At 70.9% G+C, this 14,612-nt stretch carries 16 protein-coding genes; 12 read left to right on the top strand and 4 right to left on the bottom strand.

Features of this window, described 5'->3' with window-relative positions:
* Positions 1–176: 176 nt before the first annotated feature.
* The 7 genes from HEQ75_RS15005 to HEQ75_RS15035 all read left to right on the top strand — a co-directional run bounded on the left by HEQ75_RS15005 (position 177) and on the right by HEQ75_RS15035 (position 6,303).
* Positions 177–1,277, top strand: a complete 1,101-nt coding sequence (locus HEQ75_RS15005) for an extracellular solute-binding protein (RefSeq protein ID WP_168031968.1) — start codon at positions 177–179, stop codon at positions 1,275–1,277.
* Complete coding sequence (locus HEQ75_RS15010; RefSeq protein WP_168031970.1) at positions 1,274–2,419, top strand: ABC transporter ATP-binding protein; 1,146 nt, start codon at positions 1,274–1,276, stop codon at positions 2,417–2,419. Before HEQ75_RS15005 ends, HEQ75_RS15010 begins: the two co-directional genes overlap by 4 nt.
* A complete protein-coding gene (locus HEQ75_RS15015; RefSeq protein WP_168031972.1) occupies positions 2,416–3,288 on the top strand; it encodes an ABC transporter permease subunit in 873 nt (290 codons plus the stop codon). Before HEQ75_RS15010 ends, HEQ75_RS15015 begins: the two co-directional genes overlap by 4 nt.
* Positions 3,285–4,067, top strand: coding sequence for an ABC transporter permease subunit (locus HEQ75_RS15020; protein ID WP_168031974.1), 783 nt, complete (start codon positions 3,285–3,287; stop codon positions 4,065–4,067). The genes HEQ75_RS15015 and HEQ75_RS15020 overlap by 4 nt, the downstream gene beginning before the upstream one ends.
* A 58-nt stretch (positions 4,068–4,125) precedes the next feature.
* Positions 4,126–4,488 carry a hypothetical protein gene (locus HEQ75_RS15025; protein ID WP_168031976.1) on the top strand — a complete coding sequence of 121 codons (363 nt, stop codon included), beginning with the start codon at positions 4,126–4,128 and terminating at the stop codon, positions 4,486–4,488.
* A 98-nt stretch (positions 4,489–4,586) separates the two neighbouring features.
* Positions 4,587–5,789, top strand: a complete 1,203-nt coding sequence (locus HEQ75_RS15030) for a pyridoxal phosphate-dependent aminotransferase (protein ID WP_168031978.1) — start codon at positions 4,587–4,589, stop codon at positions 5,787–5,789.
* 76 nt (positions 5,790–5,865) lie between these two features.
* Positions 5,866–6,303, top strand: a complete 438-nt coding sequence (locus HEQ75_RS15035) for a GNAT family N-acetyltransferase (RefSeq protein WP_168031980.1) — start codon at positions 5,866–5,868, stop codon at positions 6,301–6,303.
* Here the strand turns inward: HEQ75_RS15035 and HEQ75_RS28805 are convergent.
* The gene (locus tag HEQ75_RS28805) at positions 6,264–7,952 is read right to left on the bottom strand and encodes a sensor histidine kinase (protein WP_168031982.1); all 1,689 of its coding nucleotides are present in this window, start codon (positions 7,950–7,952) and stop codon (positions 6,264–6,266) included. The genes HEQ75_RS15035 and HEQ75_RS28805 overlap by 40 nt on opposite strands.
* Before the next feature lie 211 nt (positions 7,953–8,163).
* Between HEQ75_RS28805 and HEQ75_RS15045 the strand changes: the two genes are divergently transcribed.
* From HEQ75_RS15045 to HEQ75_RS15055, 3 genes are read left to right on the top strand one after another with little or no spacing between them, the layout of a single operon-like run.
* On the top strand, positions 8,164–9,366 hold the full coding sequence (locus HEQ75_RS15045) for a pyridoxal phosphate-dependent aminotransferase (protein WP_168031984.1): 1,203 nt from the start codon (positions 8,164–8,166) through the stop codon (positions 9,364–9,366).
* Positions 9,363–10,367: a GNAT family N-acetyltransferase gene (locus tag HEQ75_RS15050; protein WP_168031986.1), complete on the top strand. Its 1,005-nt coding sequence runs from the start codon at positions 9,363–9,365 to the stop codon at positions 10,365–10,367. The genes HEQ75_RS15045 and HEQ75_RS15050 overlap by 4 nt, the downstream gene beginning before the upstream one ends.
* The gene (locus HEQ75_RS15055) at positions 10,364–10,879 is read left to right on the top strand and encodes a DinB family protein (protein ID WP_168031988.1); all 516 of its coding nucleotides are present in this window, start codon (positions 10,364–10,366) and stop codon (positions 10,877–10,879) included. Before HEQ75_RS15050 ends, HEQ75_RS15055 begins: the two co-directional genes overlap by 4 nt.
* A 52-nt stretch (positions 10,880–10,931) precedes the next feature.
* On the opposite strand, the gene HEQ75_RS15060 is transcribed toward HEQ75_RS15055, so the two are convergent.
* The gene (locus HEQ75_RS15060; protein WP_168031990.1) at positions 10,932–11,807 is read right to left on the bottom strand and encodes an alpha/beta fold hydrolase; all 876 of its coding nucleotides are present in this window, start codon (positions 11,805–11,807) and stop codon (positions 10,932–10,934) included.
* 71 nt (positions 11,808–11,878) lie between these two features.
* Between HEQ75_RS15060 and HEQ75_RS15065 the strand changes: the two genes are divergently transcribed.
* Positions 11,879–12,796: an NAD(P)-dependent oxidoreductase gene (locus HEQ75_RS15065; RefSeq protein WP_168031992.1), complete on the top strand. Its 918-nt coding sequence runs from the start codon at positions 11,879–11,881 to the stop codon at positions 12,794–12,796.
* Positions 12,797–12,800: 4 nt separating this feature from the next.
* On the top strand, positions 12,801–13,592 hold the full coding sequence (locus tag HEQ75_RS15070) for an N-acyl homoserine lactonase family protein (protein ID WP_168031994.1): 792 nt from the start codon (positions 12,801–12,803) through the stop codon (positions 13,590–13,592).
* Here the strand turns inward: HEQ75_RS15070 and HEQ75_RS15075 are convergent.
* Both HEQ75_RS15075 and HEQ75_RS15080 read right to left on the bottom strand, forming a co-directional pair.
* Complete coding sequence (locus HEQ75_RS15075; protein ID WP_168031996.1) at positions 13,583–13,912, bottom strand: hypothetical protein; 330 nt, start codon at positions 13,910–13,912, stop codon at positions 13,583–13,585. The genes HEQ75_RS15070 and HEQ75_RS15075 overlap by 10 nt on opposite strands.
* Positions 13,913–13,950: 38 nt before the next feature.
* The gene (locus HEQ75_RS15080; protein ID WP_168031998.1) at positions 13,951–14,574 is read right to left on the bottom strand and encodes a LysE family translocator; all 624 of its coding nucleotides are present in this window, start codon (positions 14,572–14,574) and stop codon (positions 13,951–13,953) included.
* Positions 14,575–14,612 lie beyond the last annotated feature (38 nt).

Consider the following 14,612-nt stretch of genomic DNA (forward strand, 5'->3'; position numbering starts at 1 on the left):
GGCGGGGCGGCCTGCCAGGCCCGGCATCGGGCGCAACTCGCCCCTTGGTGTGGCGATGACTACAGGCGGGATAGGAACAAGTCAAGAACAAATTCCTGTCCAACCAACCTATTCATTCCCAGTGCGGTGCGGCAAAGCCGTGTTAGGATCAGCGCTGCCTGACAGCGGAGTGCCCCATGCTGCGTCGCCTCGCCCTGCTCGCCGCGCCCCTCGTGGCCCTGCTCGCCCTCGCCCCCGCCAGCCGGGCGCAGGAGCGGGTGGTGAACGTCTTCAACTGGAACGACTACATCGACCGGGAGGTGGTGGCGCGTTTCACGGCGGAGACCGGCATCCGCGTGCGCTACGACGTCTATGACAGCCTGGAGACGCTGGAGGGCCGGCTTTCCGCCGGGCGATCGGGCTACGACATCGTGGTGCCGACCAGCGAGCCCACCTTCTCCCGCCTCGCCCGCGCCGGGGCCTTCCGGCCGCTGGACCGCGGCCTGGTGCCGAACCTGGCGGGCCTGGACGCCGCCCTGCAGCAGCAGGTGGCGAATGCCGATCCGGGCAACCGCTTCGGCGCCATGTATCTGTGGGGCAGCATCGGGCTCGGGCTGAATGCGGAGCGCATCCGCGCCCTGGCGCCGGACGCGCCGATGGACAGCCTGCGCCTGCTGCTGGACCCCGCCCAGGCCCGGCGCATTGCCCGCTGCGGCATCATCATGATGGACAGCGCCGCGGACGTCATTCCCACGGTGCTGCGCTACCTGGGCAAGAATCCCAACAGCACGGAGGCCGCCGACCTGCGGGCGGTGGAGCAGACGCTGATGGCGGTGCGCCCGCACATCCGCACCTTCTCCACCGGCGGCACGATCGAGGCGCTGGCCACCGGCCAAGCCTGCCTTGCTTTCGCCTATTCCGGCGATGCCATCCAGGCCGCGGCGCGGGCGGAGGAAGCGGGGCGCGGCGTCACCGTGCAGTATGTGGTGCCGACGGAAGGCGCACAGCTCTGGTTCGACCTGATGGCGATCCCCGCCGATGCGCCGAACCCGGAGAATGCGCACGCCTTCATCAACTTCGTGCTGCAGCCGCGCGAGATCGCCGCCATCACCAACGAGGTGAACTACCCGAACGGCGTGCCGGCCAGCCGCGAATTCGTCGAGCCCGCGGTCGCCGCCAACCCCGCCGTCTTCCCCGACGAGACCATCCGCAGCCGCTTCTTCACCATCGGCCCCGTGCCGCAGGCGGCGGAGCGTGCGCGCAACCGGCTCTGGGCCCGCTTCAAGGCCGGGCGGTGAGCCAGGCTGCCAAGCCCGGCACCGCCGAGCCCTGGCGCGACCCGGCCGCCGAGCCCTTCCTGCGCATCGAGAAGGTGACGAAGCGCTTCGGCGACTTCGTCGCGCTCGATGAGGTCAGCCTGTCGATCTATCGCGGCGAGTTGTTCGCGCTGCTCGGCGGATCGGGCTCCGGCAAGTCCACGTTGCTGCGCTGCCTGGCGGGGTTCCTGGAGCCGGATGCCGGGCGGATCGTGCTGGACGGGCAGGACATGGCCGGCGTTGCGCCCTATGCGCGCCCGGTGAACATGATGTTCCAGTCCTACGCGCTGTTCCCGCACATGACCGTGGCGCAGAACATCGGCTTCGGCCTGAAGCAGGAAGGCGCCGCGCGCGCCATCATCCGCGACCGGGTGGCGGAGATGCTGGCCCTGGTGAAGATGGAAGGCTTCGGGGACCGCAAGCCCTCGGCCCTGTCCGGCGGCCAGCGTGCCCGGGTGGCCCTGGCGCGCGCCCTGGCGAGACGCCCGAAGCTGCTGCTGCTGGACGAGCCGCTCTCGGCCCTGGACAAGAACCTGCGCGAATCCACGCAGTTCGAATTGATCAACATCCAGGAGCGCACCGGCACCACCTTCGTCATCGTCACCCATGACCAGGAGGAGGCGATGACCATGGCAACCCGCCTGGCAGTGATGGACCGCGGCACGCTGGCGCAGGTCGGCACGCCCTCCGAGGTCTATGAATTCCCCAACAGCCGTTTCACCGCGGAATTTCTGGGAACGGCGAATATCCTCGAGGGCGTCGTCGAGGGCGTCGAGGCGGAAGGCGTGCGCATCGGCAGTTCGGAGCTGGATTTCGACATCCTGGCGGAGCCGGCGCCGAGCAAGCCGCTGGGCAGCCGGGTCTTCGTCGCGCTGCGGCCCGAACGCATGCGCATCGAGCGGGTCGAGCCGGGCAGCGCGCTGGGCGACAACCGCCTGGTGGGGCGGGTGCGCGACATCGGCTATTATGGGGATTATTTCCTTTACTACGTCGTGCTGGAGCACGGCAAGGAAGTGCGCGTCAGCCAGCCCAATCTGCGCCGGCGCACGGAACGCCCGGTGGATTGGGAGGATACGGTCGCCGTCACCTGGGACCGCCAGGCCAGCATGGTGCTGCCGGAATGAGCCCCGCCGCGCGCCGCCGGCTGGTCCTCGCCCTGCCCTGGGCCTGGATGGCGGTGTTCTTCCTGGTGCCCTTCGGCATCGTGCTGTCGATCGCCTTCGCGGAGCCCAGCGAGGGCCTGCCACCCTATGCGCCGCTGCTGCGCTGGTCCGGCGAGGCGACGGCGGTGCTGCAGCTCAACCTGGCCAATTTCCAGCTGCTGCTGGAGGATCCCTACTACCTGGATGCCTATCTCCGCAGCCTGCGCGTCGCTGCCATCTCCGCCACGCTGTGCCTGCTTGTCGGCTATCCCATGGCGCTGGCCATCGCGCGGGCGCCGGCGCATCGGCGGAATCTGCTGCTGATGCTGGTGGTGCTGCCCTTCTGGACCAGCTTCCTGCTGCGCGTCACCGCCTGGATCGGGATCCTGCAGGACCAGGGCTGGCTGAACGGGCTGCTGCTGGCGCTGGGCCTGATCGCGGAGCCGATCCCGCTGCTCTACACCGATGCGGCGATGTATATCGGCATCACCTATTGCTACCTGCCCTTCATGGTGCTGCCGCTCTACGCCACCCTCTCCAAGCTCGATCCGTCGCTGCTGGAGGCGGCGGAGGATCTCGGCGCACGGCCCTGGCGCGCCTTCCTGCAGGTGACGCTGCCGCTGTCGCTGCCCGGCATCGTCGCCGGCTTTCTACTCGTCTTCATCCCGGCGGTGGGGGAGTTCGTGATCCCGGAACTGCTGGGCGGCCCCTCGGCGCAGCTCATCGGCCGGGTGCTCTGGACCGAGTTCTTCCAGAACCGCGACTGGCCACTGGCCTCGGCGCTGGCCATCGTGCTGCTGGCGGCGCTGGTCGCCCCCATCGCCCTGTTCCAGTGGCGGGCCGGGCGATGAGGGGGCGGCTCGCCATCGCGCTCGGCCTCGGCTTCGCCTTCCTTTATCTGCCGATTCTGCTGATGGTGCTGTTCTCCTTCAACGACAGCCGCCTGGTCACCAGCTTCACCGGCTTCTCGCTGCGCTGGTACGCCGGCCTGTTCGGCAATGAGGCGTTGATGGGTGCGCTCGGCCTGTCGCTGCGCATCGCCGCCCTCTCCGCCACCATGGCCACCATCCTCGGCGTGCTGGCCGGCTTCGCACTGGCCCGCTTCGGGCGCTTCCGCGGCCGCGCCGGCTTCGGCGCGGTGATGGCGGCGCCGCTGGTGATGCCCGAAGTCATCACCGGCCTGTCCCTGCTGCTGCTGTTCGTGGCCATGGAATCGGCCTTCGGCTTCCCCGCCGGCCGCGGCGCCAGCACCGTCGCCATCGCCCACGCCACCTTCGGCGCAGCCTATGTGGCGGTGGTGGTGCAGTCCCGCCTGGCGGATTTCGACCTGAGCCTGGAGGAGGCGGCGATGGATCTCGGCGCCCGGCCCTGGAAGGTGTTCCTGGTCATCACCCTGCCGCTGATCGCGCCGGGGATCGCCGCCGGCTGGATGCTGGCCTTCACCCTGTCGCTGGACGATCTGGTGATCGCCAGCTTCGTCTCCGGCCCCGGCGCCTCCACCCTGCCGATGGTCATCTTCTCCACCGTCCGGCTGGGGCTGACGCCGGAGCTGTATGCCCTGGCGACGCTGCTGGTGGTGGCGGTGGGCCTGGTGCTGGGACTGGCGCTGCGCCTGGTCCGCCCGCGCTGAGGCGCGTCGGGCTCAGGCTGCCATGGTCTTTCCATCAGGCCGTGCGAGGCTGGCCGCCATGCGCCCCATCCTGGTCCTTCTCCTGCTGCTTCCCCTGCTGGCCGGTTGTGCCGAGCGCTGGTCCCGCCCCGGCACGACGGAGGCGGAGGCGGAGGCAATGAACGCCGCCTGTGGCAATGACGCGCAGCAGGCCGTGCCGCCGCGCATGGTCTGGCAGCAGACCGCCCCGGCCCGCATCGAGCGCGACCGCCAGTGCTGGCGGGAGGATGGGCGCGAACGCTGCCGCACCACCGAACGCTTCCGCCCGGCGCGCTACGACATGGTGGACGTGGCCACCGGGCAGCGGGAGGCCTACCGCACCGCCTGCATGCGGGAGAAGGGCTTCGTCTTCGAGGGCTACCGCGCGCTGCGGCTGGAATAGCGCCGATGCGCCCCCTCGGGCCGGTGGACGCGCCCGGCGCCGGGGATTAGGACTCGCCAAGCCGCCGCAAGGGCGGCGCCGAAACGCCGGGACCCGTCATGAACCTCATCGCCGACCGCCTGAACCGCATCTCGCCGTCGCAGACCATTGCCATGACCGGCAAGGCCCGCGCGCTGAAGGCGCAGGGCAAGGACATCATTTCCCTGTCCGTCGGCGAGCCGGATTTCGAGACGCCGCGCAACGTCAAGGACGCCGCCATCGCCGCGATCGAGCGGGGCGAGACGCGGTACACCGATGTCGCCGGCACGATGGAGCTTCGCCAGGCGGTCTGCCAGAAGTTCAAGCGGGATTCGGGCATCGACTACAAGCCGGAGGAGATCCTGGTCGCGACCGGTGGCAAGCAGGTGATCTTCGACGCGCTGGTCGCCACCATCAACGCCGGCGACGAGGCCATCATCCCCGCCCCCTGCTGGGTCTCCTACCCGGACATCGTGGCGCTGGCCGAGGGCACGCCGGTGATCGTCCCCTGCGGCCCCAACCAGGGCTTCCGGATGACCGGCGAACAGCTTGAGGCGGCGATCACGCCGAAGACCAAGTGGCTGATCCTGAACAACCCCTGCAACCCGACCGGCGCCGGCTACAATGCCGAACAGCTCAAGGAGCTGACGGATGTGCTGCTGCGGCATCCGGATGTCTGGATCTTCTCCGACGACATCTACGAGAAGCTGGCCTATGACGGCATGAAGCCGGCAACGGTGGTGGAGGTGGAGCCGCGCTTGAAGGACCGCACCGTGACGATGAACGGCTGCTCCAAGGCCTATGCCATGACCGGCTGGCGCATCGGCTTCGCCGGCGCCCCGATCCAGCTCATCAAGGCGATGGACAAACTGCAGAGCCAGTCCACCTCCAACACCAGCTCCATCAGCCAGGCCGCGGCGATCGAGGCGCTGACCGGCCCGCAGGACAGCGTGGAGGAGATGCGCCAGGCCTTCGAGCGCCGGCGCAACCTGGTGGTCGGCATGCTGAACCAGGCTGCCGGCATGCGCTGCGCCACGCCGGAGGGCGCCTTCTACGTCTTTCCGGACGTGCGCGGCTGCCTGGGCAAGACCAGCGCCGGCGGGGCCGCGATCGACAGCGACGAGGCCTTCTGCCTGGCGCTGCTGGAGGAGAAGGGCGTCGCCGCCGTGCACGGCGCGGCCTTCATGTTCCCCGGCCATATCCGCATCAGCTATGCGACGGACGATGCGACGCTGACCGAGGCCTGCACCCGCATCCAGGATTTTTGTGCCGGCCTGAAGTGAAGCCGACGGCCGTCTTCGGCGCCTCGCCGGGCGCCTTTCCGACCTCGGGCGCCGGCCGAGCCGTGCGGCCGGGCCCATGACCTTCGATTTCCGCCCTGCCACGGCGGCGGACTTCGAGGCGCTGCTGGATCTCTCGGTGCGGGTCATGCGCCTGCATCTGGAACGTGTCGGCCGCTGGGACCCGGCGCGCCGCCGCGCCCGCATGGAAGCCGCCTTCGCCGGCGGCGGCATGCGGGTGATCGAGGCAGAAGGCCTCACGCTCGGCTGTGTCGGGGTGGAGCCGGCGGGCCCGGTTGTCGCGCTGCACAGCCTGTACCTGGAACCGGCCCGGCAGGGCCGCGGGCTGGGGGCCGCGGTGGTCGCCCGGCTGCTGGCCGAACACCCCGGCCAGGGCTTCCGCATCGAGGTGCTGAAGGCCAGCCCGGCGCGCCGTTTCTGGGAACGCCAGGGCTTCCTGCTGGTCGAGGAACAGCCCTATGACTGGGTGCTGGCCTTCCCCGCCGCCTCCGCCTGAAGCCGCGTCCAGCGACCGCCGGGGCGGAAGACGATGCGCGCCACCAGGCCGGCCGGCGCGAAATCCAGATCGATCAGGGGCTGCGGGCCGAGATCGGTCGGCAGGGCGCGGCGCAGCAGGCGCGTGCCGAAGCCGCCATGCGTCGGCGGCGCGGCGATGGGCGGGCCATCCACCTCCTGCCAAAGGATCTCCACCCGGTCCGCTGCCGCGTCCTCCGTTGGGCCCCGGGCCGGGCCGCGCCACAGCCGCACATGGCCGGCGGCAACGGCGAGCGCGCCGTACTTCGCCGCATTCGTCGCCAGCTCGTGCAGGGCCAGCATCAGCGCCTGGGCCTGGCGGGGGGTGACGGGGTAGCGGCCGCCCGGGCCTTCCAGCCGGATCGGCTGGTCGGTTCCCTGCCAGGGGGCAATGGCGGCGCGCAGAACCTCGTCCAGCTCCGCCTCGGCCCAGCCGGCCTGCGTCAGCAGGTCGTGCGCCCGGCCAAGGCTGCGCAGACGCCCGCGGAAATCGACGGCAAAGCGCTTCGGGTCGGCACCGGCGCTCCGCAGCGTTTGCTCCGACACGGATTGCACCGTGGCCAGCATGTTCTTCACCCGGTGGTTCAGCTCCGCCACCAGCACCGCCTGGCCTTCCAGCGCCAGGCGACGCTGCGCGGCCTCCCGCTGCAGGGTGCGGGCAACCTCCTGCACCTCGCGGAAGCCGGTTCGGGTTGCCGCCTCGCCCCGGCCGAGCGCCGCCAGCGCATCGAGGGCGAGCTGCAGGCGCCGGCCGATCAGCAGCGCCACCAGCAGGCCCAGCGCCAGCACCGCGCCGCCGATCGCCAGCACCGGCCAGAGCGTCGCCCGATAGGGCGCGGCGAAGGCGGCGGGCAGGGAAGCGCCGGCCGTGTAGCCGCTGACCTCGGCGCGGACGAAGGCGACCAGCACCGGCGCGCCACGCGGATTGCGCACCACGCCGGGCAGCGCCCCTTCCGCCGCCTGCTGCACCGCCTGCAGGAAGGCCGGGCCTGCCTTCTGGCCGATGAGGTCGGCATCCTCGCCGCTGCGCGCGACCAGGCGCATCTCCCGGTCGAAGATCACCCCGGTCTGGCCGTCCGCCAGGCGCCGCGGCGCCACCAGCCTCACCAGACGCTCCCGCGGCAGCAGCACCGTCAGGATCCGCAAGGGCGGCACCGGCAGGTCGATGCGGATGAAGCCGCGGCCGGGCTGGTCCGGCGCCGGCAGGTTGTGGATGCGCGCCACCGCCTCCAGGGCCCCAGCCTCCCGCGCCGGTGCCGGCTCCACCAGCGTTCCCCTGGTGAGGAGCACATCGCCATCCGCCCCGGCCAGCTGGATGGCGGCGCCTTCCAGCGCCAGCGCCGCATTCGCCATTTCCCGGCCGAAGCGGTCCAACTGCCCCTCCGCCAGGCTGGCGGACCCCGCCAGCGTGCGCAGCATGCCCAGGGCGAGCAGGAATTCGTGATCGACCGCCGCGGCCACCGTCCGCGCCTGGCTGACCAGCGCCGATCGTGCCCGGTCCGCCGCCGCCCGCTCCATGAGCCAGACCGGAAGCCCGGCCAGGGTCAGCAGCAGCAGCCCGAGCAGGGCGACCAGCGCCAGCAGGCAGGCGCGCAGGCTCGGCTGCCTGGCGTCAGAAGCCTTGCGAGGCACGGGCTGCGGGAGCGGGGGCTCCGAAAGCGGGGTCATCCGGCCAACATGCTTCCCATGCTGTCACTTTTCCACTGCCCTGGTTGTCGCTGCAAGGCTGGCGTTGCCGGGGCTGCCCGCCCTTCGGGCAGGCCAGACCCGCGCCACCCCTGCTTGGCGCCGCCAGCCGCAGCCTCTACCCTCGGCTGCCCACCGACAGGACCCTACTGGAACCATGCCCGCGCTCGCCAATCGCCTTAACGACATCGAGCTCTCCGCTTCCGCCGTGATGACGGCCAAGGGGCGCGAACTGGCGGCCAAGGGCATCAAGGTCATCAGCCTGGCGATCGGTGAGCCGGATTTCGAGACGCCGCGCCACGCCATCGATGCCGCCCACCAGGCGGCCCTGTCCGGGGACACCAAATACCCGCCGCAGGACGGCACGAAGGCGCTGAAGGAAGCGGTGCAGCGCAAGTTCAAGCGCGACAACGGCCTGGACTACGCGCTGGATGAGGTCATGGTCTCGAACGGCGGCAAGCAGGTCATCATGAACGCCCTGCTCGCCACCTGCGACCCGGGTGACGAGGTGCTGATCCCGGCGCCGTTCTGGATCTCCTACGCCGACATGGCGAAGCTGGCCACCGGCAAGCCGGTGCCGGTCACCTGCCCGCAGAACAACGGCTTCAAGCTGCGGCCGGAAGATCTGGAAGCGGCGATCACGCCGAAGACCAAGTGGCTGATCCTGAACTTCCCGAACAACCCGACCGGCGCCGCCTGTTCCCGGGACGAGATGCAGGCGCTGGCCGAGGTGCTGCTGCGCCACCCGCATGTCTGGGTCATGACCGACGACATGTATGAGCACCTGGTCTATGACGGCTTCGACTTCTGCACGATCGCGCAGGTGGAGCCGCGGCTGAAGGACCGGGTGCTGACGGTCAATGGCGTGTCCAAGACCTATGCCATGACCGGCTGGCGCGTCGGCTTCTGCGGCGGGCCGAAGCCGCTGATCAAGGCGATGGTCAACATGCAGAGCCAGCTGACCAGCGGCATCAGCACGGTCGGCCAGGCCGCGGCCGTCGCCGCGCTGGATGGCCCGCAGGATGTCGTGAAGGAGCGCGCGCTGATCTACAAGCAGCGCCGCGACATGGTGGTGGAGATGCTGAACCAGGCGCCCGGCATCCAGTGCCACAAGCCGGAAGGCGCCTTCTACGTCTTCCCGAACATCGCCGGCTGCCTCGGCAAGACCAGCAAGGGTGGCCGGAAGATCGACACGGACACCGACTTCGCCCTGGCGCTGATCGAGGAAGCGCATGTCGCGCTGGTGCAGGGCTCGGCCTATGGCATGAGCCCCTATGTCCGCATCTCCTACGCCACGGACACGGACAGCCTGCGTGAGGCCTGCACGCGCATCCAGGAGTTCTGCAAAGGGCTTTCGTGACCGCGACGCCGCTCCGCCCCGGCCGGGATTCCGACGCGGAGGGCTTCATCGCCCTCATCGGTGATTGCTGGGGCGAATACCCCAACTGCGTGCTGGACGTGGATGCGGAGGTGCCGGAACTGCGCAGGCTCGCAAGCCATTTCGCGGAAGCGGGCGGGGCGCTGTGGGCGGCGGAGGCGGAGGGCCGGATCATCGGCATGGCGGCGACGCGCCCGCTCGGCCATGACCAGGCCTGGGAGATCTGCAAGGTCTATGTGGCCAGGGCGGCACGTGGCAGCGGGCTGGCGCATCGCCTGATGGAGGCCGCCGAAGCCCATGCGCGGGGTGCCGGCGCGCAACGGCTGGTGCTCTGGACGGACACCCGCTTCGAGGCGGCGCACCGCTTCTACGAAAAGCGTGGCTTCGTGCGGCAGGGTTCGATCCGCATCCTGGACGACATCTCGAACAGCCTCGAATTTCGCTACGCCAAGCCGCTGCGCGGCCTGGTGGTGGAGGCGCTGGACGCCGCCGCGGCGGCGAGCGCGGAGCGACGCCTGGCGGCGCTGATGGTGGAATGCGTCGCCGATGGTGCCAGCCTGACCTTCCTGCCGCCGCTCGCCCCCGCCGTCGCGCAGGGCTGGTGGAAGCGGGTTTCGTCCCGCGTCGCGCTCGGGCAGTCCGTGCTGCTGGTCGCCTGGCTGGATGGTGCGCTGGTCGGCACCGTGCAATTGCTGCTGGACGGGCCGGAGAACGCGCCGCACCGCGCCGAATTGGCCAAGCTGATGGTGGCGCCGGCGGTGCGGCGGCAGGGCGTCGGCCGCGCCCTGATGCGCCGGGCGGAGCAGGCGGCGCGCGGCATCGGCCGCAACATGCTGATGCTGGACACCGCGGAGGGCAGCGCCGCCGCCGGGCTGTATCGCGCCATGGGTTGGGTTGAACTCGGCCGCATCCCGGGCTTCGAGCTCGGCCCGGATCGCCGGCCGCGCGACACGGTGTTCTTCTGGAAGGCCGCCGATTCATGATCACACCCGCCTGGGCACGGCTGATGGCCGCCTACAGCACCGAGATGAATCTTCGCGTTTACGCCGCGGCTTCCACGCTGACCGATGCGCAGCGGCAGCAGGATCGCGGCGCCTTCTTCGGCTCCATCCACGGCACGCTGAGCCACCTGATGTGGGGCGACGCCACCTGGATGTCCCGCTTCGCCGGCTGGCCCGCGCCGGCCTGCGGCATCAAGGACAGCCCCTCGCTGCATCCGGACTGGGCCGCGATGCACACGGCGCGGCGGGACCTGGATGCGCGGATCGAGGCCTGGGCGGCGGCCCTGGACCCGGCCTGGCTGGAGGGTAGGCTGGGCTGGTTCAGCGGCGCCCTGGGGCGGGAAGTGACCCGGCCGCGCTGGGTGCTTCTGGTGCACTTCTTCAACCACCAGACGCATCACCGCGGCCAGGTCCATGCGCTGCTGACCGGCCTCGGCGTCGCCACCGGCGACACCGACCTGCCCTTCATCCTGCCGGAACCCCGCTTTGGCTGAACGACACCCTCCCCCGCTTCACGGGGGAGGGTCGGGGTGGGGGTAGCGCCGCCTACCGCTCCAGAAACCCCCCCAGCGCCGCCAGCACCTCATCCGGCGCTTCCTCCGCCAGGTAGTGCCCCGATGGCACGCTGTGCCCGCTGACCGGGCCGCTGGCATAGTCGCGCCAGACCGCCAGCGCGTCGTACCAGACCTGGATCTTGCCCTTGGCGCCCCACAGCGCCAGCAGCGGGCAGTCCACCTTCCGCCCCGCCGCGCGGCTGGCGCGGTCATGCTCCAGGTCGATGCTGGTGGCGGCGCGGTAATCCTCGCAGATGCCCATCACCGTGCCGGGCTGGTGCAGCGCGGCGATGTAGTCGGCGCGGGCCTCCGGCGCGAAGACATCCGCCTGCCCGCGGCTGGTATGGCTGGCGAACCAGTCCTCCACATCCCGGAGAATCATGCGCTCCGGCTTCGGATGCGGCTGGGCCAGGAAGAACCAGTGATGGTAGCCCAGGGCAAAATCCATGTCCGCCGTCTCGAAATGATGCAGCGTCGGCACGATGTCCATCACACAGAGCCGCCGCACCGCCTGCGGCGTATCCAGCGCCAGCCGGTGCGCGACGCGCGCGCCCCGGTCATGCGCCACCACCTGGAATGCGGGGAAGCCCAGCCCCTGCATCAGTGCCAGCATGTCGGCGGCCATCGCCCGCTTGGCATAGGCCGCATGATCCGCGCTGGGCGAAGGCTTGCCGGAAAAGCCATAGCCACGCAGGTCCGGGCACACCACGGTGAATCGCTTCGCCAGATCCGGCGCCACCCGGTTCCACATCGCATGGGTCTGCGGGTTGCCATGCAGCAGCAGCAGGGGCGGGCCCTCGCCACCCCGGCGCAGCCGCAGCGTCACGCCATCGCCCGCGCGCCGTTCCTCCACGAAACCCTCGAACATCCCGCCCTCCCACCCGCTTGACCCGCCAACCTGCCGCCGCCAGCCTGACCGGGACAAGAGGGGGAAACGGCATGGACGGCACCATCGGGCGCGTCGGCTTCATCGGCATCGGGCGCATGGGCTGGCCCATGGCCATCCGCCTGGTCGAGGCCGGCTACACCGTCGCCGTGCAGGATGCCGTGCCCGGCCGGGCCGCCGATTTCGTGCGCCAGCATGGCGGCATCGCCGCCGCCAGCGCCGCCGCCGCCGCGCAGGGGGCGGATGCCGTGATCACCATGCTGCCCACCAGCCGCGACGTGGCGGAGGTGCTGGCCGCGATCCGCCCGAGCCTCGCCTCCGGCGCCGTGGTCATCGAGATGTCTTCCGGCGAGCCATCCGCCACCCGCGCCATGGCGGCGGAACTGCTTGCGCTCGGCATCGCCATGGTGGATGCGCCGGTCTCCGGCGGCGTGGCGCGCGCGGAAACCGGCACGCTGGCCATCATGACCGGCGGCCACGCCACCCCCCTGGCGCGGGTGGAGCCGCTGCTGCGCGCCATGGGCGGCAGCATCACCCGCTGCGGGGAGGTCGGCGCGGGCCAGGCGATGAAGGCGCTGAACAACCTGGTCAGCGCCGCCGGTTTCCTGGTGAGCGTGGAGGCGCTGCTGATCGGCAGTCGCTTCGGGCTCGACCCCGCCGTGATGGTGGATGTGCTGAACGCCTCCACCGGCATGAACAACAGCACCCAGCGCAAGCTGAAGCAGTTCGTGCTCTCCGGCCAGTTCAACTCCGGCTTCGGGCTGGACCTGATGGTGAAGGACCTGACCATCGCCCTGCAGGTGGGGCGGGAGACGGCAACCCCCGCGCCGCTGGCCGCCCAGACGCGGGAATTGTGGGCCGCCGCCGCCGGCCTGCTCGGCCCGGGCCAGGACCACACGGCGGCGGCGCAGTTCAGCGAGGCGCTGGCGGCGCACCGCCTGACCTCCCCCCAGATCGAGCGGAAGGAATAGCGCCATGTGGCAGGTCCTGGCGCTGCGCTACGCGCGGCACGAACCGCGCACCGTGCAGGCGAACTTCATGATGCCCGTGCCGGATGCGCATGAGCAGATGCCGATGGACTACTTCGTCTGGCTGCTGCGTGGCCCCGGGGGGCGGGAGGTGCTGGTGGACACCGGCTACACCGCTGAAACCGGGGCGAGGCGCGGCCGCAGCATCCTGCGTCCGGTCGATGCCGCGCTGCGCGCCGTGGGCAGCGACCCGGCCGCGATCCGCGACGTGGTCATCACCCACCTGCACTACGACCATGCCGGCAACCTGGACCTGTTCCCCAACGCCACCTTCCACATCCAGGACCGGGAGGTGGCCTTCGCCACGGGGCGGCACATGTGCGGCCCCTGCCTGCGCTCGACCTTCGAGGTGGAGGACGTGGTCCGCCTCATCCGCGCCGTCTATGCGGAGCGCGTGCAGTTCCATGACGGGGAGGGGGAGGTGGCGCCAGGCCTGACGCTGCACGGCATTGGCGGCCATTCGGACGGGCTGCAGATGGTGCGCGCCATCACCGCCCGCGGCCCGCTGGTGATCGCCGGCGACGCCAGCCACTACTACGCGAATATGCGCCGGCAGATCCCCTTCCCGATCGTCTTCGACGTCGGCGCCATGGTGCAGGGCTGGCGCAAGGCGCGCGCGCTGGCCGGCGGCGACGAAAGCCTGGTCATCCCCGGCCACGACCCGCTGGTGCGGGCGATGTTCCCCGTCTCCGACGAGGATCCCGAATCCTGGCGGCTCGACCTGCCGCCCTACTCGTAAAGGAAGGAATAGGTTGCCAGGCCGAGCCCGCTGACCGCGAACAGCATGGAGACCGCCGGCCAGGCCGGCTTCGGCCCGCGATGGCCGAACCACCAGTTCACGGCGAAGGACCCCAGCAGCGCCGCCACCGCATCCGACCAGTGGCGCTCATAGAAGCCGCGCAGCAGCAGCCCCGCCCAGGCCAGCAGGGCGGCGAAGGACAGCACGCGCCACAGCAGGTCGATCAGCGGATGCGCCGGGCGCATCTCCGGCCGGGTGGAGCTTGTGTGCAGATAGGCCGCGACCGAGAGCAGCAGCGCGGCGACGAAGAAGGCGGACATGCCATGCTGTTACGCCTCGCGCCGTATCCCGCGCAAGGTCATGCCGGGCGCAGGCCGAACAGCAGCCGCAGGCCGAGGCCGAGGAAGATCGCCCCCGCCAGCCCCTCCAGCCAGCGCGCCTGGCGGCCCAGCCGCGCCGCGGCGTGGCCGGCCCCGGCGATCAGCAGGCCATAGGCCGGCAGGCTCATCAGCGGCACCAGCGGCCCCATCAGCACCATCTGCAGCCAGGCCGGGCCGCGCGCCGGGTCGACGAATTGCGGCAGGAAGGCCAGGAAGAACAGGATGACCTTCGGGTTGGTCAGGTTGGTCAGGAACCCCTGCCGGAAGGCGGCCCGCGCCGGCGCCGCCGGCCGCAGCGCCCCGCCGCCGCGCCACGCGGCGCGCAGCGCGCCAAGGCCGAGCCAGATCAGGTAGCCCGCGCCGGCCAGCCGCAACGCCTCGAACAGGGCAGGGGAGGCCGCGATCAGCGCCGCGACGCCGGAGGTCACCAGCGCCACATGCACCATCGCGCCGGTGACGATGCCGAACATCGCCGCCCAGCCGCGCCGCGCCCCGCCGGCCAGCGCCTGGCCGATGACGAACAGCATGTCCGGCCCCGGCGTCAGGATCAGCACCCAGGCGGCCAGCAGGAAGGCGGCGAAAAGCTGCGGGTCGAGCGGCATGGGGCGGAGCCTGCCGCGCCGGCCGCAAGCAGGGAAAC

The organism is Falsiroseomonas selenitidurans (assembly GCF_012103215.1).
Taxonomy (GTDB): domain Bacteria; phylum Pseudomonadota; class Alphaproteobacteria; order Acetobacterales; family Acetobacteraceae; genus Falsiroseomonas; species Falsiroseomonas selenitidurans.

Excerpts from the sequence above, each read along its gene's own strand:
- HEQ75_RS15055 (WP_168031988.1), top strand. The coding sequence starts at position 10,364 with ATGATCACACCCGCCTGGGCACGGCTGATGGCCGCCTACAGCACCGAG.
- HEQ75_RS15080 (WP_168031998.1), bottom strand. The coding sequence starts at position 14,574 with ATGCCGCTCGACCCGCAGCTTTTCGCCGCCTTCCTGCTGGCCGCCTGG.
- HEQ75_RS15070 (WP_168031994.1), top strand. The coding sequence starts at position 12,801 with ATGTGGCAGGTCCTGGCGCTGCGCTACGCGCGGCACGAACCGCGCACC.
- HEQ75_RS15015 (WP_168031972.1), top strand. The coding sequence starts at position 2,416 with ATGAGCCCCGCCGCGCGCCGCCGGCTGGTCCTCGCCCTGCCCTGGGCC.
- HEQ75_RS15060 (WP_168031990.1), bottom strand. The coding sequence starts at position 11,807 with ATGTTCGAGGGTTTCGTGGAGGAACGGCGCGCGGGCGATGGCGTGACG.
- HEQ75_RS15030 (WP_168031978.1), top strand. The coding sequence starts at position 4,587 with ATGAACCTCATCGCCGACCGCCTGAACCGCATCTCGCCGTCGCAGACC.
- HEQ75_RS15045 (WP_168031984.1), top strand. The coding sequence starts at position 8,164 with ATGCCCGCGCTCGCCAATCGCCTTAACGACATCGAGCTCTCCGCTTCC.
- HEQ75_RS15075 (WP_168031996.1), bottom strand. The coding sequence starts at position 13,912 with ATGTCCGCCTTCTTCGTCGCCGCGCTGCTGCTCTCGGTCGCGGCCTAT.
- HEQ75_RS15035 (WP_168031980.1), top strand. The coding sequence starts at position 5,866 with ATGACCTTCGATTTCCGCCCTGCCACGGCGGCGGACTTCGAGGCGCTG.
- HEQ75_RS15005 (WP_168031968.1), top strand. The coding sequence starts at position 177 with ATGCTGCGTCGCCTCGCCCTGCTCGCCGCGCCCCTCGTGGCCCTGCTC.
- HEQ75_RS15025 (WP_168031976.1), top strand. The coding sequence starts at position 4,126 with ATGCGCCCCATCCTGGTCCTTCTCCTGCTGCTTCCCCTGCTGGCCGGT.
- HEQ75_RS15065 (WP_168031992.1), top strand. The coding sequence starts at position 11,879 with ATGGACGGCACCATCGGGCGCGTCGGCTTCATCGGCATCGGGCGCATG.
- HEQ75_RS15020 (WP_168031974.1), top strand. The coding sequence starts at position 3,285 with ATGAGGGGGCGGCTCGCCATCGCGCTCGGCCTCGGCTTCGCCTTCCTT.